Source organism: Streptomyces sp. NBC_01485 (assembly GCF_036227125.1).
Lineage (GTDB): Bacteria > Actinomycetota > Actinomycetes > Streptomycetales > Streptomycetaceae > Streptomyces.
In genome coordinates, this window is sequence record NZ_CP109435.1 from 6196521 (window position 1) to 6220261 (window position 23741).

The following is a 23741-nucleotide window of genomic DNA, read 5'->3' on the forward strand; positions in this document are numbered from 1 at the left end:
GTGAGCCTGCCTGTCGAGGTCAGTCGGGACGAAGAAACCAGCCGGACGTCGTTGAACCTGGCCGGGGATGGCGCTGTGATTACCGCTTGGACTTCGGGTCGAGTGCGTCACGCACCGAGTCGCCGAGCAGGTTGAAGGCGAGGACGAAGATCACCATCGACAGGCCCGGGAAGAGCATGAACGTGATGTCCTCGGTGTAGAACGTGGCGCCTCGCTGGATCATGACGCCCCAGTCCGGCGTCGGGTCGATGATCCCGACGCCGAGGAAAGCGAGACCCGCCTCCGCGGTGACGTAGGCCGGAAGCATCAGCGTGGACTGGATGATGATCGGGGTCCACAGGTTCGGCAGTAGCTCTTTGAAGACGATGCGTCGCGGTGATGCGCCCGTGACCTTGGCCGCCTCCACGAACTCCCGTTCGCGCAGCCCGAGTACCTGGCCGCGCAGCAGCCGGGCGATGGAGGCCCAGCCGAAGGCGGAGAGGACGAGGATCAGGCAGGTGGCGCGCAGCGAGGTCGGTACGTCCTCGTCGGCGGCGACGAACACGCCGTAGACGACCGGCATGAAGGCGATGAAGAAGAGCGTGGACGGGAAGGACAGCAGGATGTCGATGATCCGGCCGACGAGGTAGTCGGTCCGGCCGCCCAGGTAGCCGGCGGTGATGCCGACGACGACGCCGACGACCGTGGTCAGCAGGGTGGCCGCGACCGCGATGCCGAGCGACGTCCGGATGCCGTACAGCAGGAACGTGAAGACGTCGCGGCCGAGCTGGGGCTCGACGCCGAACCAGAACTCGGAGCTCATGCCGCCGTTCGGACCGGCCGGGTAGGCGAAGGGGTTCAGCAGTTCCGGACGCTGGCTCGCGTACGTCGTGTAGGGGTCCTTGCCGTACAGCTTGGCGATCAGCGGAGCGGCGATCGCGATCACGAAGAAGAAGATCACGACATAGGCGGATATGACGCCGGTGCGGTCGCGCTTGAAGCGCTTCCATGCCAGTCGCCCGGGAGACCGGCTCTCGTTGGCCTTCGGGGCGTCGGAAGTTGTCGACTTCGCGACGCTCTCGTCGGTCACCTCAAGCGGGGCAGCCGCTGATGGAGTTGGGGGGGTCATGGTGCTCCTGGCCCAAGGGAGGGTCTGATGACTCCGCAGGGCACTCCCTACGGGCTACGCGGGACTTTTTCAACGTAATTCGTTCAAGGTCAATAAATTCTGGTCTGCCTTGGTCTTCTCTTTACCTTCTTTACCTTCACTTGACTCTACCGTAGCTACGCGTGTAGCGCGCCGTAATCGTCCTGTGTCCAAATTCGGGCCAACAGGGCGAAACGGGCAACGAGTTCGATATCCGGATGCCTCGGTGTCGGAATGCGTACATCGTGTGGACGCATACCAACGGTTCGGCATCGGATCGCGGCGACCCGTTGCCTACTGAAGAGTAGATCCATTGTGACCTGGGCGGAAGATCCTTTTCGACCCCCCAGCAGGAACCTGCTGTCTCCGCGCGCCACTCTTGCGCCATCCGTCCGCCATCCCCCGAACAGCCCTCCGGCGGCCTCCGTTGGGCGCGGTCCGTGTGCACCACGCGTCTTTTGAGTTGATATTGACCGTTAACGGATCGGGCAGGTAAAGAGCTGTCAATGAGGAGGCATCCATGCGTGGAGCCACGCACGCCAAGTGGGCCGCCTGTGCGGCGGCGGCAGTGCTCGCGGCCACCGCCTGCGGGGGTGGCGGGAGTGGCAGCGGGGGCGGCGACGGCGGCGCGGTGCTCAGCTCCTCCTGGGGTGACCCGCAGAACCCCCTGGAGCCCGCCAACACCAACGAGGTGCAGGGCGGCAAGGTCCTTGACATGGTGTTTCGCAGCCTGAAGAAGTACAACCCGGAGACCGGCGCGGCCGAGGACATGCTCGCCGAGAAGATCGACACCACGGACTCCCAGACCTTCACGATCACCGTCAAGGACGGCTGGACGTTCAGCAATGGCGAAAAAGTGACGTCGAAATCCTTCGTCGACGCCTGGAACTACGGCGCGAGCCTGAAGAACAACCAGAAGAACGCGTACTTCTTCGAGTACATCGACGGCTACACCAAGACCCACCCGGCGGACGGCGCCGCGCAGAGCGCCGACACCCTCGCCGGGCTCGAGGTCGTGAACGACAAGACCTTCACCGTCCGGCTCACGCAGAAGTTCTCCACCTTCCCGGACGTCCTCGGCTACCCCGCCTACGCCCCCCTGCCCCAGTCCTTCTTCACCGACCACGCCGGCTGGCTCAAGAAACCGATCGGAAACGGGCCGTACACGATCGACTCCTATACCAAGGGGTCCCAGATGGTCCTGAAGAAGTGGGACGGCTACCCCGGCACGGACAAGGCGCAGAACAGCGGCGTGACCCTGAAGGTCTACACCGACAACAACACCGCCTACACCGACCTGATGGCCGGCAACCTCGACCTGGTCGACGACGTGCCCGCCGCACAGCTCAAGAACGTCAAGAGCGACCTCGGCGGCCGCTACCTCAGCACCCCCGCCGGCATCATCCAGACCCTGGCCTTCCCCTACTACGACCCGGACTGGAACAAGTCGGGGTCGGACAAGGTCCGTACCGGTCTCTCCCGCGCGATCGACCGTAAGCAGATCACCGAGACGATCTTCCAGAAGACCCGCACCCCGGCCACCGACTGGACTTCACCGGTGCTCGGCGAGGACGGCGGCTACAAGGAAGGTCTGTGCGGGGACGCCTGCGACTACGACCCGGCGGCGGCGAAGAAGCTGATCCAGGAGGGCGGCGGCCTCCCCGGCGGCCAGGTCAAAATCACATACAACGCGGACACCGGCTCGCACAAACAGTGGGTCGACGCGGTCTGCAACTCGATCAACAACGCGCTCGGCAACGACAAGGCCTGCGTCGCCAACCCGGTCGGCACCTTCGCCGACTTCCGCAACCAGATCGGCGGCCACAAGCTGAGCGGCCCGTTCCGGGCGGGGTGGCAGATGGACTACCCCCTCGTCCAGAACTTCCTCCAGCCGCTCTACTACACCAACGCCTCCTCCAACGACGGCAAGTGGTCCAACAAGGACTTCGACACGCTCGTGAACCAGGCCAACGCCGAGACCGACACAGCGAAGGCGGTGGAGACCTTCCAGAAGGCCGCGGAGGTCGTCCGCGACAACATGGCGGCCATCCCGCTCTGGTACCAGAACGGCAGCGCCGGCTACACGGAGCGGCTCTCGAACGTCAAGCTCAACCCGTTCTCCGTCCCGGTCTACAACGAGATCAAGGTCAGCTGACCCGCCGTGGGCCGGTACGTGATCCGGCGGCTGCTCCAGATGATCCCGGTGTTCATCGGCGCCACGCTGCTGATCTTCCTGATGGTGAACGTGATGGGCGACCCCGTCGCGGGCCTGTGCGGTGACCGGCAGTGCGATCCGGCCACCGCCGCCCAGTTGGAGAAGGAGTTCGGCCTCGACAAGCCGGTCTGGCAGCAGTACCTGACCTACATGGGGAACGTCTTCACCGGAGACTTCGGTACGGCGTTCAACGGCCAGCCGGTCACCGAGCTGATGGCGTCGGCGTTCCCGGTCACCATCCGGCTGACGATCGTGGCGATCCTCTTCGAGATCGTCATCGGCATCACCCTGGGCGTCGTCACGGGCCTGCGCCGGGGCCGGCCCGAGGACACCGGGGTCCTGCTGCTCACCCTCGTGGTGATCTCCGTCCCCACCTTCGTCACCGGTCTGCTGCTGCAACTGCTGCTCGGCGTCGAGTGGGGCTGGATCAAACCGTCGGTCTCCTCGGAGGCCGCCTTCGGCGAACTGATCGTGCCGGGCCTGGTGCTGGCCTCCGTGTCGTTGGCCTACGTCACCCGCCTCACCCGCACCTCCATCGCGGAGAACAAGCGGTCCGACTACGTCCGTACGGCCGTCGCCAAGGGGCTGCCGCGCCACCGGGTCGTCACCCGGCACCTGCTGCGCAACTCCCTCATCCCCGTGGTCACGTTCATCGGCACCGACATCGGCGCCCTGATGGGCGGCGCGATCGTCACCGAGCGCATCTTCAACATCCACGGCGTCGGCTTCCAGCTCTACCAGGGCATCCTGCGGCAGAACACCCAGACCGTCGTCGGCTTCGTGACCGTCCTCGTCCTGGTCTTCCTGGTGGCGAACCTGCTCGTCGACCTCCTGTACGCCGTACTCGACCCGAGGATCCGCTATGCCTGAGCCGATGCCGCCCGAGCAGCACCTGCCGGGCGCGGGCCGCACCCCGGAGGACGGCGCCATCGCCGACACCGGCATGGGCGGCGGGATGGACCTGGCCACGGCGGAGGGGGAGACCCTCGAGCAGCATCCATCAGCCGCCTCCGGCGGACGGGCCCCCGGCGGCCCGCTCGGCACCGGCCCGTCGGAGCAGTATTCATCAGCCGCCTCCGGCGGACGGGCCCGCTCCCTCTGGTCGGACGCCTGGCGCGACCTGCGCCGCAACCCGGTGTTCATCGTCTCCGCCCTGGTCATCCTCTTCCTGGTCTTCATCTCCCTGTGGCCCGGGGCCATCACCTGGCTGAGCCCCCTCAAGTGCGACCTCGCCAAGGCCCAGGAAGGCTCCCAGCCGGGCCACCCGTTCGGCTTCGACGGCCAGGGCTGCGACGTCTACACCCGCGTCGTCTACGGCGCCCGTACGTCCGTCGAGGTCGGCGTCCTGGCCACCCTCGGCGTCGCCCTCCTGGGCAGCGTGCTGGGCGGCCTCGCGGGCTTCTTCGGCGGCGCGGGGGACTCGGTCCTCTCCCGCATCACCGACGTCTTCTTCGCCATCCCGGTCGTCCTGGGCGGCCTGGTGCTCCTGTCCGTGGTGACCAGCAACACGGTCTGGCCGGTCATCGGGTTCATGGTGCTGCTGGGCTGGCCCCAGATCTCCCGCATCGCGCGCGGCTCGGTGATCACCGCCAAACAGAACGACTACGTCCAGGCCGCCCGCGCCCTGGGCGCCACCAACTCCCGGCTCCTGCTGCGCCACATCACCCCGAACGCGGTCGCCCCGGTGATCGTCGTCGCGACCATCGCGCTCGGCACGTACATCGCGCTGGAGGCGACGCTGTCCTACCTGGGCGTGGGCCTGAAGCCGCCGACCGTCTCCTGGGGCATCGACATCTCCGCCGCCTCCCCCTACATCCGCAACGCCCCGCACGCCCTCCTGTGGCCCTCGGGCGCCCTCGCCCTCACGGTCCTGGCGTTCATCATGCTCGGCGACGCGGTCCGCGACGCCCTCGACCCGAAGCTGAGGTGACGGGCGGATGCTGCTCGAAGTGCGCGACCTGCATGTGGAGTTCCGTACCCGGGACGGCAACGCCCGGGCCGTCAACGGCGTCAGCTACGGCGTGGACGCCGGCGAGACCCTCGCGGTGCTCGGCGAGTCGGGCTCCGGGAAGTCCGTCACCGCGCAGGCGATCATGGGCATCCTCGACATGCCGCCCGGCCGGATCACCGGCGGCGAGATCCTCTTCCAGGGCCGGGACCTGCTCCGGCTCAAGGAGGAGGAGCGCCGGAAGGTCCGGGGCGCCGAGATGGCGATGATCTTCCAGGACGCCCTGTCGTCCCTCAACCCCGTGCTGACGGTCGGCGACCAGCTCGGCGAGATGTTCGTCGTCCACCGGGGCATGTCGCGCAAGGACGCGCGGACGAAGGCCGTGGAGCTGATGGACCACGTCCGCATCCCGGCCGCCCGCGAACGGGTCCGGGACTACCCCCACCAGTTCTCCGGCGGCATGCGCCAGCGCATCATGATCGCGATGGCGCTCGCCCTCGAACCGGCGCTCATCATCGCCGACGAGCCCACCACCGCCCTCGACGTCACGGTCCAGGCCCAGGTCATGGACCTGCTCGCGGAGTTGCAGCGCGAGTACCACATGGGGCTCATCCTCATCACCCACGACCTGGGCGTGGTCGCCGACGTCGCCGACCGCATCGCGGTGATGTACGCGGGCCGGATCGTCGAGTCGGCCCCCGTCCACGACATCTACAAGGCCCCGGCCCACCCCTACACCCGAGGCCTGCTCGACTCCATCCCGCGCCTGGACCAGAAGGGCCACGAGCTCTACGCCATCAAGGGCCTGCCACCCAACCTCATGGCCATCCCCCCGGGCTGCGCCTTCAACCCACGCTGCCCGATGGACCAGCACGTGTGCCGCAGGGACGTGCCCCCGTTGTACGAGGTCGACGACTCAGACGATGACCGCACGAGCGCGTGCCACTTCTGGAGGGAGTGCCTCCATGGCTAGTTCCGTATCGGCCTCATCGGCCTCATCGGCCTCATCGGCCTCATCGGCCTCATCGGCCTCATCGGCCTCATCGGCCTCATCGGCCTCATCGTCCTCAACGGCCCCATCGGCTGAGCCGATCCTCGAAGTCACCGGGCTCGTCAAGCACTACCCGCTCACCCAGGGCGTCGTCTTGAGGAGGCAGGTCGGCGCGGTGAAGGCCGTCGACGGCGTCGACTTCACCCTCGCCAAGGGCGAAACCCTGGGCATCGTGGGGGAGTCCGGCTGCGGCAAGTCGACGGTCGCCAAGATGCTGGTCAGTCTGGAGAAGCCGACGGCGGGGGAGATCCGCTACAAGGGCGAGGACATCACGGGTCTGTCGGGCAAGGCCCTGCGGACGGTCCGCCGCAACATCCAGATGGTGTTCCAGGACCCGTACACCTCCCTCAACCCGCGCATGACGGTCGGCGACATCATCGGCGAGCCGTACGAGATCCACCCCGAGGTGGCCCCCAAGGGCGACCGGCGCCGAAAGGTCCAGGATCTCCTGGACGTCGTAGGCCTCAACCCGGAGTACATCAACCGCTACCCGCACCAGTTCTCCGGCGGCCAGCGCCAGCGCATCGGCATCGCGCGCGGACTTGCCCTGCGCCCGGAGGTGATCGTCGCCGACGAGCCGGTGTCCGCGCTGGACGTGTCGGTCCAGGCGCAGGTGATCAACCTGCTGGACCGGCTGCAGAGCGAGTTCGACCTGTCGTACCTCTTCATCGCCCACGACCTGTCGATCGTCCGCCACATCTCGGACCGGGTCGGCGTCATGTACCTCGGCCGGATCGTGGAGATCGGCAGGGACGAGGAGATCTACGACCATCCGACTCACCCCTACACCCAGGCCCTGCTGTCGGCGGTCCCCGTCCCGGACCCGGAGGCGCGGGAGCGCCGCGAGCGGATCATCCTGACCGGCGACGTCCCGTCCCCGGCGAACATCCCGTCCGGCTGCCGCTTCCGCACCCGCTGCTGGAAGGCGGCGGAACGCTGCGCGCTGGAGGTGCCGCTGCTCGCGGTCCCGGCGGAGTTCCGCCTCCTCCCCGGCCCGGCGGCACACGACTCGGCGTGCCACTTCGCGGAGGAGAAACGGGTGGTCCCACCGGAAGATCACGTGGGAGATCACGTGGAAGGCAAAGTGGAAGATCACGACAACTAGGGTGTACAGCCGCACATTTGCACAGCAACCGCGTTAACAAGCAGGCAACTTGGCTGACCCGATTCCGATATACGGACGCGTCAGTCTGAACAGCGTACGGCCGTGCGGGTGCCGTAAACGGGCCGGGGCGCGCCATGTCGCCCCGGCCCGTTGCCATGCCTGCTGCTCTGTCGCCTACTGCTGTGTCGCCTCCTGCTGTGTCCGGGCGAGGCCCAGGGAGCGGCGGAGGAAGTCCAACTGGAGGTGCAGCAGGTTCTCCGCGACCTGTTCCTGCGGGGTCATGTGCGTGACGCCCGACAGGGGCAGCACCTCGTGCGGGCGGCCCGCCGCCAGCAGTGCCGAGGACAGCCGCAGGGAGTGGGCGACCACCACGTTGTCGTCCGCCAGCCCGTGGATGATCATCATCGGGCGGGCCGGCTCGGCCGCGTCCACCAGGCCCGCGTCGTCGATCAGCGAGTTGCGCCGGTACACCTCGGGCCGTTCCCCGGGGTGGCCGAGGTAGCGCTCCTCGTAGTGGGTGTCGTACAGGCGCAGGTCGGTGACCGGGGCCCCGACGATCGCCGCGTGGAAGACGTCCGGGCGGCGCAGTGCCGCGAGCCCCGCCAGGTAGCCGCCGAAGGACCAGCCACGGATGGCCACCCGGGTCAGATCGAGCGGGAAGCGTTCGGCGAGCGCGTGCAGGGCGTCCACCTGGTCCTCCAGGGCGATCGCGGCCACGTCGTCCTTGATCGCCTTCTCCCAGGCGGGGGAGCGACCCGGCGTGCCCCGCCCGTCGGCGACGACCACCGCGAACCCCTGGTCGGCGAACCACTGCGAGGTCAGGTGGGCGTTGTGCGCGGCCACCACCCGCTGCCCGTGCGGACCGCCGTAGGGGTCCATGAGGACGGGGAGCGGAGTGCTCCCGTCGTAGGCCGTGTCGTAGTCCGACGGCATAAGCACGGCGCACGGGATCCGCCGTGCGCCCCCCTGTGTCAGCGTCACGCGCGGGGACAGACCGGGATCCTCCGCATACGACGGGACAGTCACCGCAGGCTTGCCGCTCGCAGGCTTCCCGTCCCTCGACTTCCCGCTCGCCGACTTCCCGTCCGCCGGCTTTCCGTCCCGCAGCACCCGCGCCACGCTCCCCGGCCGGTCCGGCGTCGCCGACACGAGGACGGTCACCTTCCCCGCGCGCACCGCCGAGTGCACGCCGGGCTCCTGCGAGAGGCGCTCCATGCCGAGTTCGTTGACCCGGTAGACGTGCACCTCGCCGATCTCCGCTGTGGCGGCATCCTCCCCGGCCGAGGCGGAGACGAGCACGTCGTCGGCGGTGACGTCCAGCACCGCCCGGACGTGCAACTGGGCCCCGGTCAGCGGACGTTCGCCGACGGTGAGGACCCGCGCGCCGCCCTCGTCGGCGATCCGGACCAACTGCCCGGAGGGGCTCCAGCAGGGCACTCCGGGGAAAAGTTCAAGCCAAATCGGATCTTCGTCGGCGTGCACCATCCGGGTCGCCCCGGAGGCGGTGTCCACGGCCAGGAAAAGCTGGCTGCGCTGATCGCGCGCTTGTACGAGCAACAGCGGTGCACCCGCCCCTGACCAGTGCACTCGTGCCAGATACGGGTACCGCGCCCGGTCCCAGACGACCTCCGTGCGCACCCCGTCGAGCCCGAACACGAACAGGCGTACGTCAGCGTTGGGTGTCCCAGCAGCTGGATAGGGCACGTGTTGTGGGTCACGTTTCGGGTGGGCCGGATCGGAGAGCCACCACCGCTCCACCGGCGTGTCGTCCACGCGGCTGACCAGCAGCCGGTCCGACTCCGGAGCCCACCAGAAGCCCCGCAGCCGGTGCATCTCCTCGGCCGCGATGAACTCCGCCAGGCCATACGAAACTTTGTCCGATTCCGGTTCCGCCACCGCGCGGTCGTCCGTACCCCCAGAGCCCACCACCCGCAGAGCGCCCCCGGCGACGTACGCGACGAGCCGTCCGTCGGGCGACGGCCGGGGGTCGATCACCGGCCCGGGAACGGCGATCCCGGTGGTCGTGCCCGCCCGCAGCTCGGCCGTGAAAAGCCGCCCTGACAAGGCGAAAGCCGCCAGTTCGACGGCCTCGTCGGTGGCGTATCCGACGATCCCCGCACCCCCCTCACGGCTGCGCTCGCGACGCGCCTTCTCCTCGGCTGAGAGGTCCTCGGAAGCTCCGCCGAGGAGGGTGCCCGGGTCGGCGGCGAGGCGTTCCGTGCCGTCCGCCGGATCGAGCACCCAGAGGGAGTTCGCCCGTTCCGTACCGGATCCGGAGCGCAGGAACACGACCCGGGAGCCGTCGGGTGCGACGGCGAACGAACGCGGCGCGCCGAGGGTGAAACGCTGGGTGCGGGCGTGCCGGCGGGGGAAGGAGTCGGAGTCGGTCGTCATGGCCCGACCATATTGGCCATGCGACCCCCTTGTGCGGCTGTGCGCCGCGAGATGCGCACCCACACATAGTTATGATCACTAGCGCTGTGTGGGTATGAACCTGCTGGCTGATGTATGGATTTACAAGTTCCCTTGTTCTGCTTTTGCCCCCACGTTCCCGGGTTCTTGGAGGTGAGCCGCCGTGGCGCTCTCGATTTCAGCGGTGGTGCTGCTGGCGATCGTCGTCTTCTTGTTGATCAAGAAGTCGGGACTGAAGGGCGGTCACGCGGTTGTCTGCATGCTGCTCGGTTTCTACCTGGCCTCTTCGACGATCGCACCGACGATCAGCGACCTGACGACAAGCGTCGCCAGCATGATCGGCAGCATCAAGTTCTAGACGGACGGCACGAACACGGTCCACGCCTCGGGCGACAGCGCGAGGCGGGGGCTGTCGTCGGCGTGCTTGGAGTCACGGACGTGGATGGTGGTGGGGGTGGCGGCGATCTCGACGCACGACTCGCCGTCGGGCCCGTCGCTGTAGCTGCTCTTGAACCAGTCGAGGGCGACTTCGACACAGGTTTCGCCGTCGGGGCCGCTGCTGTAGCTGCTCTTGAACCACGCCAGTTCGGCGGTGGTTCCGGCGGAGGGCTTGCGGATCATGTGTCTCCCAGCAGTTTCTCGATGAGGCTCAGCGACTCCCCCGGCCGGAGAGCCTGCGCCCGGATGGTGCCATACCGCAGCTCAAGGATGCGGAGCTGCCTCAGATCGGACGTCGGACGGCCGTTGAACGCCCCATCGGAACGCCCTACAGCTGTCCCGTCCTCGAACTTCAGCAGCTCGATCCTGCCGCTCAGGCCGGGGTGAGCCCCGCTGTCCAGCGGCATCACCTGAAGCGTCACGTTGTTCAATCGCCCCACCTCCAGCAGGCGTTCGAACTGCTTTCGCCTCACCATTGTGCCTCCGACCTTGCGGCGGAGTGTCGCCTCTTCCAGGACGAAGCCCAGGGCGGGTGCAGGTGACCGCTCGAAGACGGAGCGACGCGCCATGCGAGCCGCCACCAGCCGCTCCACATCCTCCGGCGTGTAGGCGGGCTGCCACGATTCCAGCAGGGCGCGGGCATGCTCGGGGGTCTGCAACAGGCCGGGGATGCTGCTGCACACGTACACGCCGATCTCGACGGCCTTCGCCTCCCTGTCCGCCAGATCCCGCACCTTCTTCGGGTAGGTGACCTTCTTCACGTCGTCCCACATCGCCGAGATCAGCCCACCGGCGTCCAGTACCTCGTCGGCCTTGTCCAGATACTCAAGGCGGGGGATCCGCTTGCCGCCCTCGATCTTGTAGACGAGGTCCTCGCCGTACCCGACCGCCGCCGCGAAGTCGGCGGCGCGCATCCCCTTGACCTCGCGCCGCAGTTTCAGTTGCCGTCCGACCATCTCCAGGACGGCGATGCCCCAGTGGTCGTTGGGGTCCACCTCCCAACCGGGCTCGTCCGCCTCCTCCTTGAGCTGAACCTCTTTGCCGTTCACCTGAGTCACTTCGCACCCCTCCGCCACTCGAACCGACAGCGCCGACACGACCGGACAACGTCCGGACAGTCACCGTACGCAACGGTGACGTCACTGTTCACGGTAAGCGCGAGCGGCCACTCTGAGTGACGTGATTGAGCAAACCGTCTCTTCCGAGCCCCAACCTGCCCACCACTTCCGCAACTTCAGCGTGCGCCTGTCGCCCACGCCGCGCGGAGCCCGCCTCGCGCGACTGCTGGCGGTGGAACAACTGCGCTCCTGGGAGCTGCCCTTGGACCCCGCCCGTCAGATCGTCGCCGAGCTCGCGACGAACGCGGCGACCCACGGACGCGTCCCCGGCCGGGACTTCCGGCTGTCGCTCTACGTCATCGCGAACACGTTGCGCATCGAGGTGACGGACACGTCGGGGGACCGGCCGCCCCGCCCCCGCCGAACGCCCCCGGAAGCCGATTCCGAGTCAGGGCGCGGACTGCTCCTCGTCGAGGCGCTCGCCGACCGGTGGGGCTGGGCACCGGAGATGCGTCCGCGCAAGACGGTCTGGGCCGAGGTCGTTCTCCCACCGGAACCCGATACCTCGTGTGCCGGTGCGAGGGGCGCTCTTTTCCCAAGGACCACGACGGTGAAAGAACCCCACCAAGCCCCACCCCTCCCGCCCGCGGCGCAAACTCACTCCCGCGAGTGAATATGCCAACTCGGCTGGATTCGGGACGGGTTGTCTGCCTTACGCTCGCCACGACACCACCGCAGACATGCGACGGCCCTCGCCGGGACTGCAATCCCAATGCGAGGGCCTGACCACCGAGGAAGTAAGGGCTTCCCGATGGATACCGAAAACCCTAGCGCGCCGCCGTGCGCCGAGTCCCGTACCCCGCGCAAAAACCACCCCCACGCGGGCGGACTCACCCACGACAACACCCGTCACACCACCCGCTTCACGGTGATCGGCAACCACCTCGCCCAGCACAAGGAGCTCACCCTCCTGGCGATCGGCCTGGCCGTGCACCTCCAGTCGCTCCCGGCGGGCGTCCGCGTCGACATCAAGTCGCTCACCGCCCGCTTCCCCGAGGGCGCGACCCGCATCGCCGCCGCGCTACGCGAACTGGAAACCCACGGCTACCTGCGCCGCGAACGCTCCCGCGTCCCCGACGGCCGCATCGTCACCCGCACGGTCTCCTGCAACCAGCCCGGCGGGCGAGGCAGCGCGCCCGAGCCCGTCAGGCCGCCCGTACGACGTCCCGCCCCACCCCGCAAGAAGCTCCCGCCGGTCCCACAGCCCGCGTACCCGGCCCCCGCCCTCCTCCAGACGGCCGTGGACCTCCTGGCCACCCTCCGCCGCGACGACCCCCGCCTCCTCCTCTCCGCCACGGACGCCGACCATCTCGCGCCGGGAGTCGCCGCCTGGCTGGAGCGCGAGGTCACCCCCACGGCCGTACGCCACGCCCTCACCGCCGACCTCCCCGAGGACCCCCTGCGCCGCCCCGCAGCCCTCCTGGCCCACCGCCTGGCCGACAAGCTCCCACCCCTCCCGCCGTACCGAGCCCCCGCCCCACCCCAGGAGCCCCGCCCCCGACTCGAAAACTGCGACGGCTGCGACCGAGCCTTCAAATCCACGGGATCAGACAGATGCGGCGATTGCCGACAGCGGTCCACGCACCACTGAGCCGCGTCGCTGAGCCGCACCATAGAGAACCAAGGAACCGCATGGTCAGCTCGCCGCACGAAGCGATGCACCGCATCTTCCAGCACGACACCAAGCTCTTCAGCCGCGTCTCGAAGGTCCTCGGATGCGACATTCCCGTCCCGGACAGCGTCACGATCCTGCCCACGGACCTCACCGAGACCGGCCCCGTCGAACGGCGGGTGGACACCCTCCTGCGCCTCGACAGCGCGGAACACGGCGACTTCCTTCTCGCCATCGAGGCCCAGGGCAACAAGAACCTCGCCAAGCCCGCGAGCTGGGCGTATTACACCGCGTATCTCTGGAGCAAGTACCGGCTGCCCACGGCGCTCATGGTCGTCGTCCAGGACCACGCCACCGCCGCATGGGCCCAGCAGCCGGTGGCCAGCGGGCCTCCCCAGTTGCCCACTCTCACCATCAGGCCCCTCGTGGCAGGCCCCCACAACATGCCGGTGATCACCGACCCGGCCGAGGCCGGCGAGGACCTTGTCCTGGCCACCCTCGCGGCCATCACACACGCGGGCGATCCGGCCATTGGTGACATACTGAAAGCCCTGTCGACCGCGCTGCGCGACCAGCCCGAGGTCGTCGCCGACCCCATCATCGAACTCATCGCACAAGGCCTGGGCAAACGCTCGGCCAACAAGCTCTGGAGGAATCTGGTGGCCGTGGATCTTTCCTTCTACAAGTCGGACCTCGCGGAGGAGATCCGCGATGAAGGACGCGCCGAGGGGAGTGTCAACACCTACGGCACGGTGATACTGACCGTCCTGGAGCAGCGCGGCATCGATGTGCCTGCCGATGTGCGTGAGCGGATCGCGGAGTGCCGAGACCTGGGGTTGCTCCATACATGGCTCGTCCGCGCGGCCACTGCGCTGTCAGCCGCAGAGATCTTCGCGGACGAGTAGGCGTGGATCTTTCCTTCTACAAGTCAGACCTCGCGGAGGAACTCCGCGAGGAGGGCCGTGCTGAGGTCTGGGCAAAGTCCGTACTGATCATCCTGGAGACGCGCGGCATCGATGCGCCCGAGGAGGTCCGTGAGCGGATCACCGGCTGTTACGACCTCGATCTCCTCCGCCATTGGCTCGCCCGCGCCATCACCGTCGCATCCGCCGCAGAGGTCTTCGGGGACGGGGACGAGCACGCCTCGTAGGGTGGGCCCATGAAGGAATTGCCCGGTCGGCGTCTGTTGTTGGTGCACGCTCACCCGGATGACGAGTCGATCAACAACGGCGTGACCATGGCCAGGTATGCGGCCGAGGGTGTTCGTGTGACGCTGGTCACCTGCACCCTCGGGGAACTCGGCGAGGTGATCCCGCCGGAACTGCGGCATCTGTCCGGGGCCGCCCTCGGGAAGCACCGGCTGCGCGAGCTGGCCGCCGCGATGGCCGAGGTCGGTGTCGACGACTTCCGGCTGCTCGGCGGTGAGGGCCGTTACGGCGACTCCGGGATGATGGGCCTCGCCGACAACGACGACCCCGCCTGCTTCTGGCAGGCGGACGTCGACGAAGCCGCCGCGTCTCTCGTCGAGGTGATCCTCGAGGTACGCCCCCAGGTCCTCGTCACGTACGACGACAACGGCGGCTACGGCCACCCCGACCACATCCAGGCCCACCGCGTCGCCGTGCGGGCGGTGGAGCTGGCCGAGAGCGCCGGGTGGCGCATCCCCAAGGTGTACGTCAACCGCGTCCCGCGCTCCGTCACCGAGGCCGCCTTCGCCCGGCTCCAGGAGGAGCTGCCGGGGCTGCCCTTCACCAAGAGCGCCGTCGTCTCCGACGTACCGGGTGTGGTGGACGACGATCGCGTCACGGCGGAGATCGGCGTCGGCGGCGGTGCGTATGCCTCCGCAAAGGCCGCCGCCATGCGTGCCCACGCCACGCAGGTCGAAGTCGCCCCCGGTGAGCGGTACTTCGCCCTCTCCAACGAACTCGCGCAGCCCGTCTTCGCGACCGAGTACTACGAACTCGTACGCGGGGAGCCGGCACGGTCGAGGTCGAGGTCGAGGGAGACCGATCTCTTCGCGGGCGTCGGCGTCGAGGCCGCCGAGGCGGGGGAGGTGGCCTGATGGCCGATCGTGGGTCGATGCTCGCCCAGCCGCTCCGGATGCCCCCGCCCGGACGGGCCGCCGCCTGTGTGGGGCTGCTCCTGCTCGGGGCCGTCGCCGGTCTCGCCGGGGCGCTCGTCCAGGCCGGCTGGTTCCCGGGCGGACTGCTCCTCGCGCTCGTGGGCGCGGCCGGGCTGTTCGTCGGCGGGGCGCGTGCCCTGGACAGCCGCGCCGGGGCCGTCGCGCCCGCCGCGGGCTGGATGATCTCGGTCGTCCTGTGCACCGCGGGCCGTCCCGAGGGCGACTTCCTGTTCGGCGCGGGAGGCGGCTCGTACCTCTTCCTGCTCGGTGGCATGGCGCTCGCTGTGATCTGTGCCACGATCGGTTTGGGGCGGCAACCGGGCGGCGATGACGTCCGACTTGGCAAGTGACGTACCACTTCACCCTGGCGGGCCAGTGGGAGTCCGGTGTGGGTTTCCTCGGCGGTCATGGGATACGGGCCAGAAGTGGCCAGTATGGTGGTGCGCGCCGCCGAGCTGCCCGTGAGGTCGTGGCGGGCGGCGGAGCCAACCTGGAGAACCTGCCTTGAGTCGTGAAACTGACAGTCCGTCCTCCGGGCCCAACGGGTCCAACGGGCGCGGCGGAGCCGCCTATCCCTCGGGCACGCCGCCGTACGGCACCCCTGTGGTGTCCGACGGCGGCGCGGACGCGGGTCGTTCGGCCGCGCGACCGGAGGAACGCAAGACCGAGACCACGCTGACGACCCGGATCCGCATCAACATCCCGGGATCGCGGCCCATTCCGCCGGTCGTCGTGCGCACACCCGTCGCCGGCACCGACAGCGCGGGCGACGACAGCGCCAACGGCAACACCAACACCGGGGCCGACGCGCAGTCGGCGGCTCCGGCGGGTGGCGTCGGGTCCGGGTCGTCCGACACCGGCTCGTACGAGCTGCCCGCCGAACCGGGGCCCAGCGCCGAGGAGAAGAAGAGCGACTGGTTCGCTCCCCGCAAGTCCGGGCCCGCCAAGGGCGGTCAGGGCGGCGGCTCCACCAACGGGGCCGGTCTGCCGGGCGGTTCGGCCGCCGGATCCGCATCCGCATCCGCAACCGGATCCGGTGCTGGTGCTGGTGCTGCTGCGCCTGGTGGCGCGCGGCCGGGCACCGGGCGTCCCGGTGGCGTGGTCGGCTCCATGAGCGTGCCGGGCCGTGCCCGCTCCGGCGGCACCAACGGCTCGGGGATGCCGGGCGGTGCCACGGGCGGACCCGTGGCTCCGGGCCACGGCGGCGGCACGGGCTCCTTCGACGTCACCGAGGCACTCGCCGCCGGCCCCCTGGGCAACAACAACGGCTCGCGTCCGGGCCAGGGGCGTGCGCAGGGCCAAGGGCAGCAGGGTCAGGGCGGTGGCGGGGCCGAGCCGCGCCGCGACAACCTGCCGTACTTCTCCGACAACGGTCAGAACGGTCAGGGCGGGCAGGGTAGCCAGAACGGTCAGGGCGGTCAGGGTGGCGGGTTCCCGGCCGGGCCCGGTGGCTCGTACGACTTCAACGGTCCCGAGGGACCCGGCGGTCCCGGCGGCCGAGGCGGCCCGCAGGGCGGCCCGGCGGGACCGACCGGCGGTCCGGTCACCGGCGACGGCCCGATGGTGCCCCCGATGGGCGGCAGCGCGCGCGGCACGGCAGGCGCGATCGGCGCGGCGGGCGCCCCCGGCGCGACCCGCGCGCCCGGCACACCCTCCGCTCCCGGTGGCCCCCGTTCCACCGCCCCCGGCACCGGACGTCTCCCCGGCGGCGGACTCAGCGACGACACCGCGATCCTCACCCCGCAGAAGCACGCCCCCGAGCCGGGTGCGGGCGGCTACGGCGTGCGGCCCGTCGACAACGTCTCCGGGCACACCCTCACCAGCGGTATCCCCGTCGTGCCCTCCGGCGGGCCTGGCGGCGGCGCCACGCACACCGACGGGCCGCTGCCGCACACCCCGCCGAAGGGGCCGGACAAGGGCACGCAGAGCGCGTCCGCGGGCGGCGACTCCAGGAACTCCAAGAAGCAGAAAAAGAAGAAGGGCCGCAGCAAGCTGCCCCTGCTGGGCGGCCTGGTGGTCGTCGCGGGGGTCGGCGTCTACGGCGCCGGTCTGCTGATGAACCACTCCGACGTGCCCAAGGGCACCACCGTCCTCGGTGTGGAGATCGGCGGCGGCACCCGTGACGACGCCGTCAAGACGCTCGACGACGCCTTCTCCAAGCGGGTCGCCCAGTCGCTGAAGCTGTCCGTCGGCGGCGGCACCGTCACCCTCAAGCCGGACCAGGCGGGCCTGCAGTTCGACATGCAGGCCACGGTCGACGACGCCGCCAAGAGCGACTACAACCCGGTCTCCGTGATCGGCTCGCTGTTCGGGCAGCACCGCGAGGTCGAGCCCGAGATGCCGGTCGACGAGGAGAAGCTCCAGGCCGCTCTGGAGAGCGCGGCGGGCGGCTCCGGCTCGGCCACCGACGGCACGATCAAGTTCGAGTCGGGCAAGGCCGTCGCCGTCTACGGCAAGGCGGGCAAGGGCATCGACGCGGCGAAGGCCGAGTCGGCCGTGGTGGACGCCTACCGCGACCAGGTGGAGACCGGCACGACCACGGCGGTGAGCGTGCCGACGACCACCAGGCAGCCGACGGTGTCCGACGCCGAGGTCGACCGCATGATGAAGGAGTTCGCCGAACCGGCCATGTCCGGCAAGGTCACGCTCCAGACCAAGGACGGCCTGCACAGCATCGCCTTCAGCCCGAAGAACTCCCTGTGGAAGTTCCTCCAGGTCAAGGCGGTCAACGGCAAGCTCGTCGAGAGCTACGACCAGCCCGCCCTGAAGGTGCTGTACGGCGGCACCTTCGACACCGTGCTGATCACCCGCGGCACCGGCCAGAAGACGGCCGTCACGGTCCAGGACGTCATCGGCGCCCTGCGCCCGGCCCTGAAGAGCACGACGGACCGGATCGCGACCATCGAGACCGACCCGAGCTGACCCGCAGGCAGTGTCCACGGTGCCGCATGACATATGTCATGCGGCACCATGGACGGCCGACACTGCCGCCCGCCGCGCTGCCGGGCGACGATTGCTGTCATGACGACGACGACAGCGCCGGTGGTCGGATTCGACCAGGTGACCAAGAGCTTCGGTGACGTACGGGCCGTGGACGCCCTGACGCTCGCGCTGCGCCCCGGCGAGACCGTGGCGCTGCTCGGCCCGAACGGCGCCGGCAAGTCCACCACCCTCGACCTGCTGCTCGGCCTCAAGCACGCCGACAGCGGCGCCGTCCGCCTCTTCGGCGCCACCCCGCGCGAGGCGATCGTCGCCGGGCGGGTGGGCGCGATGCTCCAGAGCGGCGGCCTGATGGACGAGGTGACGGTCGCCGAACTGGTCCGGCTCGCCTGCGCCCTGCACCCGAAGCCGTACCGCCCCGCCGACGTGCTGGCCCGCGCCGGGGTCACCCAGATAGCCGACCGCAAGGTCGACAAGCTCTCCGGCGGCCAGGCCCAGCGCGTCCGCTTCGCCCTCGCCACCGCCGGCGACAGCGACCTCATCGTCCTGGACGAGCCCACGACCGGAATGGACGTCACCACCCGCCAGGCGTTCTGGGCCACCATGCGCGAGCAGGCCGACCAGGGCCGCACGGTCCTGTTCGCCACCCACTACCTCGAAGAGGCCGACGCCATCGCCGACCGGGTGCTCGTCCTGCACCGGGGCCGGCTGCTCGCCGACGGCACGGCCGCCGAGATCAAGGCGAAGGCCGGGGCCCGCAGGATCGCCTTCGACCTGGAGGGCGGGATCGACGAGGCCGCACTGCGCGCCCTGCCGTTCCTCACCACCCTCGACGTGTCCGGCCGCACCGTCCGCATCCAGTCCACCGACGCCGACGCCACCGTCCACGCCGTGTACGGCCTCGGCCTCTACCCGCACAACCTCGAGGTCGCCGGGCTCGGCCTGGAGCAGGCCTTCGTGGCCCTCACCACCGCCGAGGAGGCGAAGTCGAAGTGAACGGCCTCATCAAGCTGGAGCTCACCCGCGCCCTGCGCAACCGCAAGTTCCTGTTCTTCTCGGTGATCTACCCGTCGGTCCTGTTCCTGCTCATCGCGGGCAGCGCCGACGGCACGACGAAGGTTGACGGCACGGGCCTCACCCTGCCGACCTACATGATGGTCTCGATGGCCTCCTTCGGCGCCCTCACGGCCGTCCTGATGGGCAACAGCGAGCGCATCGCCAAGGAACGCCAGAGCGGCTGGGTACGGCAACTGCGCCTGACCACGCTCCCCGGCCGCGGCTACGTCCTGGCGAAGACCGCGAGCGCCGCCGTGGTCAGCCTGCCGTCCATCGTCGTGGTCTTCGCCGTCGCCGCGGCCGTGAAGGACGTGCGGCTGGACGCCTGGCAGTGGCTCGCGCTGACCGGCGCGATCTGGGCCGGCAGCCTCGTCTTCGCCGCCCTGGGCGTGGCGATCGGATACATGGCGAACGGCGACGCGGTCCGCCCGATCACGATGATCACCTACTTCGGCCTGTCGATCCTCGGCGGCCTGTGGATGCCCACGACGACCTTCCCGACCTGGCTTCAGGACATAGCCAAGTGGGTGCCGACGCACGCGTACGCTGCGCTGGGGCAGTCGATCGAGCAGAGCCAGGCCCCGCACGCCAAGGACATCGTCATCCTGGCCGTCTTCTTCGCCCTGTTCACGGGCGGCGCGGCCTGGCTGTACCGGAAGGACACGCTGAAGGCGTGAGCGCCATGACGGACGACCACCTGTGTGAGGAGGCCCGGCGGGAACCCCTGATCCCGCTGGGCCAGGCGCCCCGCAACCGGCGCGAGCTGTGGCGGCGCAAAGCGCTGTGGATCGGCGTCTGGCTGGTCTTTCTCAGCTCGCCGGTCCACGACCTGATCTCCGGAGACCACACCACCGGCGGCACGATCGCCGGCTGGCTGGGCCTGGCGGTGTTCGTCGCGCTCTACCTCTCGCTGCTCTTCCGCGACATGGGGGAGCGGCCCTACCCCTCAAGGCTCGTCGGCGCTCTCATCGGCTCGATGGCGGTGCTCGCCACCGTCCTCGGCCTCGCCCTCGGCTCCGACTGGCTCGGCCTGTACTGCTACGTCTCCGTGGCCTGCGGGATGGTGCTCCCGCTGCGGTGGGCGTTCTGGACGATCCCGGCCACAGGCGTGATGCTGCTCCTCGTCGGCCTGCGCACCGACGAGGACGAGGCGCTCAACCTCCTCATCCTGGTCCTGCTGATCGGCTTCGCGATGACGGGCGTGAGCCAACTCGTCCGTACGACGGTGGAGTTGCGCAAGGCGCGGGCCACGGTCGCCCAACTCGCCGCCAACGAGGAGCGGCTGCGCCTGGCCAGAGACCTGCACGACCTCCTCGGCCACTCCCTCTCCCTCATCACCCTGAAGAGCGAGCTGGCGGGCAGGATGCTCCCCGACCACCCCGACAAGGCGGCCCAGCAGGTCGCCGACATCGAACAGGTCAGCCGCCAGGCCCTGGTGGACGTCCGCGAGGCCGTCACCGGCTACCGCCGTCCCCGCCTGGCCGCCGAACTCGCGGGCGCGCAGGTCGCGTTGACGGCGGCCGGCATCGTCGCCCGGATCCCCGCCGAACCGGACCTGGACGGCGTCCCCGAGGGCACCGAGTCCGCCCTCGCCTGGGCCCTGCGCGAGGCGATCACCAACGTCGTACGCCACAGCGGCGCCGCCCGCTGCACGGTGGACCTCGTACGCCGCCAGACCCTCGACGGCCCCGCCCTCGAACTCTCCGTCGAGGACGACGGCTCCGGCGGCACCGGCAAAGGCCCCGGCAACGGCCTCACGGGCCTGACGGAACGCCTGGAGAAGGCGGGCGGCACCCTGGAGGCGGGCCGGGTCAAGCGCGGCTTCCGCCTGACGGCCCGCGTCCCGGTCGGCCCGGTGGCGGACGTAGGATCCCGCTCATGAGTGGTGGCACGATCAAGGTCCTTCTGGCCGAGGACCAGTCGATGGTCCGCGAGGCCCTGGCGGCCCTGCTCGGCCTGGAGGACGACATCGAGGTCGTCGCCCAGGTGGCGCGCGGCGACGAGGTCCTCGCGGCCGCCCGCGCCCACGACGTCGACGTGGCCCTCCTCGACATCGAGATGCCGGGCGCGACGGGCATCGAGGCCGCAGCCCAACTCCACAAGGAACTCCCGCAGTTGAAGCTGGTCGTCATCACGACCTTCGGCCGCCCCGGCTACCTGCGCAGCGCCATGGAGGCCGGCGCCGACGCCTTCCTCGTCAAGGACGCCCCCGCCTCCCAACTCGCGGAAGCCGTCCGTAAGGTCCTGGCCGGCGAACGGGTCATCGACCCCACCCTCGCGGCAGCGGCCCTGGCAGGCGGCGCCAACCCCCTGACCGACCGCGAACGCGAGATCCTGCGAGCAGCGGCCGACGGCTCGACCAACGCCGAACTGGCAACAGCCCTGCACCTCTCCCAGGGCACGATCCGCAACTACCTGTCGACAGCCATCCAAAAACTGGCGGTACGCAACAGGGCAGAGGCGGTCCGGATAGCGAGGGAGAAGGGCTGGCTGTGAGGCGCGAGTTGCGGGCCGCGTTGTCATCACGGCTGAGGGCAGCCCACCCAGGGGCGCGGGGCTGTATCGATTTGCGGCTCCGCCGCGTGGGCGCGACCGGCCACGACGGACCCGCACCCGCAAACGACGCCCAGACCCCCCACGGCGCTCAGACGCGCGCAGGTCAGTTCAACATGGCCCGCGCAGCGAACGCCTCCTTCCGCACCCGCTCCGCGATCCCCTCGTCCACCACCTCCACCAACCCCGCATACTCCTCCATCTCCGCAGCCCCACCCAGAAAATCCCCCCGCCGCACCAACAACTGCCCCTTCTCGTACCGCAACCGAGCCGGATGCGAAGGCACGGCCAACGCCAACTCCACAGCCCACAGAGCGACATCCGACCGCTCCGGCCGAGCCTCCGCCCACGACCGGATGTTGTTCAGGATCCGCGTCACCACATCCAACGGCTCGGCCGCGGTCAGCATCGACGGCTCCAACGGCGCCCCCGTAGCCCCGGCGACCAGCGTCTCCGCGTCTCCGCCCGTCAGAATCCGTCCCCCGTCGAAGGGATCGACGAGCACCTGCCGTTCAAGATCCTCGGGCGGCCCGAACCCCACCACGAAGTGCCCCGGCAACGCGACCCCGTACACCGGCGCACCGGCCCGCCGAGCCACCTCGACCCACACCACCGACAGCAGGATCGGCAACCCCCGCCGCCGTACCAGCACGTGATGCAGCAGCGACGACTCCAGCCGGTCGTAGTCCGCGGCCGCACCGTGAAACCCGTACCCCTCCTCGCCGAGCAGCTCCCGCAGCGCCACCGCCCAGGCCCGCGGCCCACCGGGCCGGTACGGCAGCAGCCCCGCCAGCCGGTCCAGCTCGATCTGGGCGGCGTCCAGACCGGCGTCGTCCAGATCGGGGTCCGCCGCCGCGCCGATCAGCAGGCACAGCAGAGCCAGATCGGGCCGCTCGGCCCGAGCCTCCTCGGCGAACCGCCGCCGCACCTCACCGGCCCCGAAGCCACCGCCGAAGTCACTCCCGAACCCGCCCCCGAGGCCACCCCCGAACCCGCTCACGAGGTCTCCCGACCGGGTTGGCGATAGTGGTGGTAAGAGTGATGCGCACCGAAGCCCAGCCCCGCGTACATCGCGCGCGCCCCCGCGTTGTCGTCCTCCACCTGAAGCCAGCCCGCCGACGCCCCCTCCGCCAGCGCCCGCCGCGCCAACGCGGTCATGACGGTCGTAGCGAGCCCCTTGCGCCGCTGCGCCGGATCGACCTCGACGGCGGCGAACCCGGCCCACCGCCCGTCCACGACACACCGCCCGATGGCCGCCGGAGCACCCCCGGACACCCCCGCCACGGACGCGAACCACACCGAAGGCCCGCTCCCCAGCACCTTCAGAGCCACCTCGCCCACCCCCTTGCGCTGATACCGCGCCAACCACGCCTCATCGGCCTCCCGAGCCAGCACCACACCCCCAGCCTCTCCAGGCTCCCGGTCCGCGACCGGCGCCAGCGCCCCGACCCACAGCTCCGCCGTCACCTCACGCACCCACCCCCGCCGCTCCAGCTCCGCGCACAGCAGCTCCTCGGTGCCCTCGGCCCCCGTCGCCGTCTGGACGTAGGCGGGCAGCCCGCGCTCGCCGTACCAGCGCCGTACGACGTCCAGGGCCGAGTCGAGCGGGATGCCGGGGTCGCCGAGCGGCAGCACCGAGTTGGCGCGCCGCGTGAACCCGGCGGCGGCCCGCAGTTCCCACGCGCCGAGCCGCTCGCTCTCCACGGGACGCCACGCCCGCGCGGCGACCCGGGCGAGCTCCTCGTACGAGGCTGCCGGACCCCGCCGCCGGGCCGGCGCGGCCGGTACGACCTTGCCCGCCACCAGCGAGGATTCGTCAACGCGGACGCTCTCCCCGCTCTTCCGTGTGATCACGAGCACACCGTCGTCCCATGATGTGAGAACACCCACCGTGTCGGTGAATTTCCCCCCGGTGACGCCAGGTCCGGTCAAACATCGCACGGAGACACGTTTTCCCACGTCAGAAGCGGCGATGCGGACCTCCAGGCGTCCGGCGTGCGAGATTCCCACTGGTCAGTTCACCCCTCCTGTTCGGATCATGCCCA

Annotated in this window: 22 protein-coding genes and 1 pseudogene; 17 read left to right on the top strand and 6 right to left on the bottom strand. The window is 69.8% G+C overall.

The window, feature by feature from the left end; translation table 11 throughout:
* Nucleotides 1-79 precede the first annotated feature (79 nt).
* The gene (locus tag OG352_RS28135) at nucleotides 80-1069 is read right to left on the bottom strand and encodes an ABC transporter permease (RefSeq protein ID WP_329220729.1); all 990 of its coding nucleotides are present in this window, start codon (nucleotides 1067-1069) and stop codon (nucleotides 80-82) included.
* Between the two features lie 577 nt (nucleotides 1070-1646).
* On the opposite strand from OG352_RS28135, the gene OG352_RS28140 reads away from it, so the two are divergent.
* The 5 genes and pseudogenes from OG352_RS28140 to OG352_RS28160 form a co-directional block, all read left to right on the top strand.
* Nucleotides 1647-3281 carry a peptide ABC transporter substrate-binding protein gene (locus OG352_RS28140; RefSeq protein WP_329220731.1) on the top strand — a complete coding sequence of 545 codons (1635 nt, stop codon included), beginning with the start codon at nucleotides 1647-1649 and terminating at the stop codon, nucleotides 3279-3281.
* A 6-nt stretch (nucleotides 3282-3287) separates the two neighbouring features.
* Complete coding sequence (locus OG352_RS28145) at nucleotides 3288-4211, top strand: ABC transporter permease (protein ID WP_329220733.1); 924 nt, start codon at nucleotides 3288-3290, stop codon at nucleotides 4209-4211.
* Nucleotides 4204-5271 (top strand): ABC transporter permease, encoded by a 1068-nt coding sequence (locus tag OG352_RS28150; protein ID WP_329220734.1) that lies wholly within the window; start codon nucleotides 4204-4206, stop codon nucleotides 5269-5271. Before OG352_RS28145 ends, OG352_RS28150 begins: the two co-directional genes overlap by 8 nt.
* Nucleotides 5272-5278: 7 nt before the next feature.
* The gene (locus tag OG352_RS28155) at nucleotides 5279-6262 is read left to right on the top strand and encodes an ABC transporter ATP-binding protein (RefSeq protein ID WP_329220735.1); all 984 of its coding nucleotides are present in this window, start codon (nucleotides 5279-5281) and stop codon (nucleotides 6260-6262) included.
* Nucleotides 6263-6365: 103 nt separating this feature from the next.
* A pseudogene (locus OG352_RS28160) lies at nucleotides 6366-7445 on the top strand (ABC transporter ATP-binding protein); the annotation flags it as partial.
* Nucleotides 7446-7619: 174 nt separating this feature from the next.
* Here the strand turns inward: OG352_RS28160 and OG352_RS28165 are convergent.
* Nucleotides 7620-9839: a S9 family peptidase gene (locus OG352_RS28165; RefSeq protein WP_329220736.1), complete on the bottom strand. Its 2220-nt coding sequence runs from the start codon at nucleotides 9837-9839 to the stop codon at nucleotides 7620-7622.
* Between the two features lie 181 nt (nucleotides 9840-10020).
* Here OG352_RS28165 and OG352_RS28170 point away from each other — a divergent pair, with 181 nt between their 5' ends.
* Nucleotides 10021-10215 (top strand): hypothetical protein, encoded by a 195-nt coding sequence (locus OG352_RS28170; RefSeq protein WP_093781468.1) that lies wholly within the window; start codon nucleotides 10021-10023, stop codon nucleotides 10213-10215.
* Here OG352_RS28170 and OG352_RS28175 read toward each other — a convergent pair.
* Both OG352_RS28175 and OG352_RS28180 read right to left on the bottom strand, forming a co-directional pair.
* Entirely contained in the window at nucleotides 10212-10478 is a 267-nt protein-coding gene (locus OG352_RS28175; protein WP_329220737.1) for a DUF397 domain-containing protein, read from the bottom strand. The two genes, OG352_RS28170 and OG352_RS28175, sit on opposite strands and share 4 nt — an antisense overlap.
* The gene (locus OG352_RS28180; protein WP_443072359.1) at nucleotides 10475-11353 is read right to left on the bottom strand and encodes a helix-turn-helix domain-containing protein; all 879 of its coding nucleotides are present in this window, start codon (nucleotides 11351-11353) and stop codon (nucleotides 10475-10477) included. The genes OG352_RS28175 and OG352_RS28180 overlap by 4 nt, the downstream gene beginning before the upstream one ends.
* 121 nt (nucleotides 11354-11474) lie before the next feature.
* Here OG352_RS28180 and OG352_RS28185 point away from each other — a divergent pair, with 121 nt between their 5' ends.
* From OG352_RS28185 to OG352_RS28235, 11 genes are all read left to right on the top strand, one after another.
* Nucleotides 11475-12026: an ATP-binding protein gene (locus OG352_RS28185; protein WP_329220739.1), complete on the top strand. Its 552-nt coding sequence runs from the start codon at nucleotides 11475-11477 to the stop codon at nucleotides 12024-12026.
* Nucleotides 12027-12164: 138 nt separating this feature from the next.
* Entirely contained in the window at nucleotides 12165-13004 is an 840-nt protein-coding gene (locus tag OG352_RS28190) for a helix-turn-helix domain-containing protein (RefSeq protein WP_329220740.1), read from the top strand.
* 41 nt (nucleotides 13005-13045) lie between these two features.
* On the top strand, nucleotides 13046-13930 hold the full coding sequence (locus OG352_RS28195; RefSeq protein WP_329220742.1) for a hypothetical protein: 885 nt from the start codon (nucleotides 13046-13048) through the stop codon (nucleotides 13928-13930).
* A gap of 2 nt (nucleotides 13931-13932) precedes the next feature.
* Complete coding sequence (locus tag OG352_RS28200) at nucleotides 13933-14175, top strand: hypothetical protein (protein ID WP_329220744.1); 243 nt, start codon at nucleotides 13933-13935, stop codon at nucleotides 14173-14175.
* Between the two features lie 9 nt (nucleotides 14176-14184).
* Nucleotides 14185-15087 carry an N-acetyl-1-D-myo-inositol-2-amino-2-deoxy-alpha-D-glucopyranoside deacetylase gene (gene mshB, locus OG352_RS28205; RefSeq protein ID WP_329220745.1) on the top strand — a complete coding sequence of 301 codons (903 nt, stop codon included), beginning with the start codon at nucleotides 14185-14187 and terminating at the stop codon, nucleotides 15085-15087.
* Nucleotides 15087-15497: a DUF6113 family protein gene (locus tag OG352_RS28210; protein WP_329220747.1), complete on the top strand. Its 411-nt coding sequence runs from the start codon at nucleotides 15087-15089 to the stop codon at nucleotides 15495-15497. The genes mshB and OG352_RS28210 overlap by 1 nt, the downstream gene beginning before the upstream one ends.
* Nucleotides 15498-15651: 154 nt before the next feature.
* Entirely contained in the window at nucleotides 15652-18069 is a 2418-nt protein-coding gene (locus OG352_RS28215; protein WP_329220748.1) for a hypothetical protein, read from the top strand.
* A 99-nt stretch (nucleotides 18070-18168) separates the two neighbouring features.
* Nucleotides 18169-19083: an ABC transporter ATP-binding protein gene (locus tag OG352_RS28220; protein ID WP_329220750.1), complete on the top strand. Its 915-nt coding sequence runs from the start codon at nucleotides 18169-18171 to the stop codon at nucleotides 19081-19083.
* Nucleotides 19080-19820 (top strand): ABC transporter permease, encoded by a 741-nt coding sequence (locus tag OG352_RS28225; protein ID WP_329220752.1) that lies wholly within the window; start codon nucleotides 19080-19082, stop codon nucleotides 19818-19820. The genes OG352_RS28220 and OG352_RS28225 overlap by 4 nt, the downstream gene beginning before the upstream one ends.
* A 5-nt stretch (nucleotides 19821-19825) precedes the next feature.
* Nucleotides 19826-21025, top strand: a complete 1200-nt coding sequence (locus OG352_RS28230) for a sensor histidine kinase (RefSeq protein WP_329223996.1) — start codon at nucleotides 19826-19828, stop codon at nucleotides 21023-21025.
* Nucleotides 21022-21639 (top strand): response regulator transcription factor, encoded by a 618-nt coding sequence (locus tag OG352_RS28235; RefSeq protein WP_329220754.1) that lies wholly within the window; start codon nucleotides 21022-21024, stop codon nucleotides 21637-21639. Before OG352_RS28230 ends, OG352_RS28235 begins: the two co-directional genes overlap by 4 nt.
* 163 nt (nucleotides 21640-21802) lie before the next feature.
* Here the strand turns inward: OG352_RS28235 and OG352_RS28240 are convergent, their stop codons facing one another.
* Nucleotides 21803-22624 carry a transglutaminase-like domain-containing protein gene (locus OG352_RS28240; protein ID WP_329223997.1) on the bottom strand — a complete coding sequence of 274 codons (822 nt, stop codon included), beginning with the start codon at nucleotides 22622-22624 and terminating at the stop codon, nucleotides 21803-21805.
* A 68-nt stretch (nucleotides 22625-22692) separates the two neighbouring features.
* Nucleotides 22693-23706: a GNAT family N-acetyltransferase gene (locus tag OG352_RS28245; RefSeq protein WP_329220755.1), complete on the bottom strand. Its 1014-nt coding sequence runs from the start codon at nucleotides 23704-23706 to the stop codon at nucleotides 22693-22695.
* Nucleotides 23707-23741 lie beyond the last annotated feature (35 nt).

What these genes read in the sequence shown, in the direction of transcription:
- OG352_RS28140 (WP_329220731.1), top strand. Translation starts at nt 1,647, where the DNA reads ATGCGTGGAGCCACGCACGCCAAGTGGGCCGCCTGTGCGGCGGCGGCA.
- OG352_RS28150 (WP_329220734.1), top strand. Translation starts at nt 4,204, where the DNA reads ATGCCTGAGCCGATGCCGCCCGAGCAGCACCTGCCGGGCGCGGGCCGC.
- OG352_RS28155 (WP_329220735.1), top strand. Translation starts at nt 5,279, where the DNA reads ATGCTGCTCGAAGTGCGCGACCTGCATGTGGAGTTCCGTACCCGGGAC.
- OG352_RS28165 (WP_329220736.1), bottom strand. Translation starts at nt 9,839, where the DNA reads ATGACGACCGACTCCGACTCCTTCCCCCGCCGGCACGCCCGCACCCAG.
- OG352_RS28175 (WP_329220737.1), bottom strand. Translation starts at nt 10,478, where the DNA reads ATGATCCGCAAGCCCTCCGCCGGAACCACCGCCGAACTGGCGTGGTTC.
- OG352_RS28190 (WP_329220740.1), top strand. Translation starts at nt 12,165, where the DNA reads ATGGATACCGAAAACCCTAGCGCGCCGCCGTGCGCCGAGTCCCGTACC.
- OG352_RS28195 (WP_329220742.1), top strand. Translation starts at nt 13,046, where the DNA reads ATGGTCAGCTCGCCGCACGAAGCGATGCACCGCATCTTCCAGCACGAC.
- mshB (WP_329220745.1), top strand. Translation starts at nt 14,185, where the DNA reads ATGAAGGAATTGCCCGGTCGGCGTCTGTTGTTGGTGCACGCTCACCCG.
- OG352_RS28210 (WP_329220747.1), top strand. Translation starts at nt 15,087, where the DNA reads ATGGCCGATCGTGGGTCGATGCTCGCCCAGCCGCTCCGGATGCCCCCG.
- OG352_RS28220 (WP_329220750.1), top strand. Translation starts at nt 18,169, where the DNA reads ATGACGACGACGACAGCGCCGGTGGTCGGATTCGACCAGGTGACCAAG.
- OG352_RS28230 (WP_329223996.1), top strand. Translation starts at nt 19,826, where the DNA reads ATGACGGACGACCACCTGTGTGAGGAGGCCCGGCGGGAACCCCTGATC.
- OG352_RS28235 (WP_329220754.1), top strand. Translation starts at nt 21,022, where the DNA reads ATGAGTGGTGGCACGATCAAGGTCCTTCTGGCCGAGGACCAGTCGATG.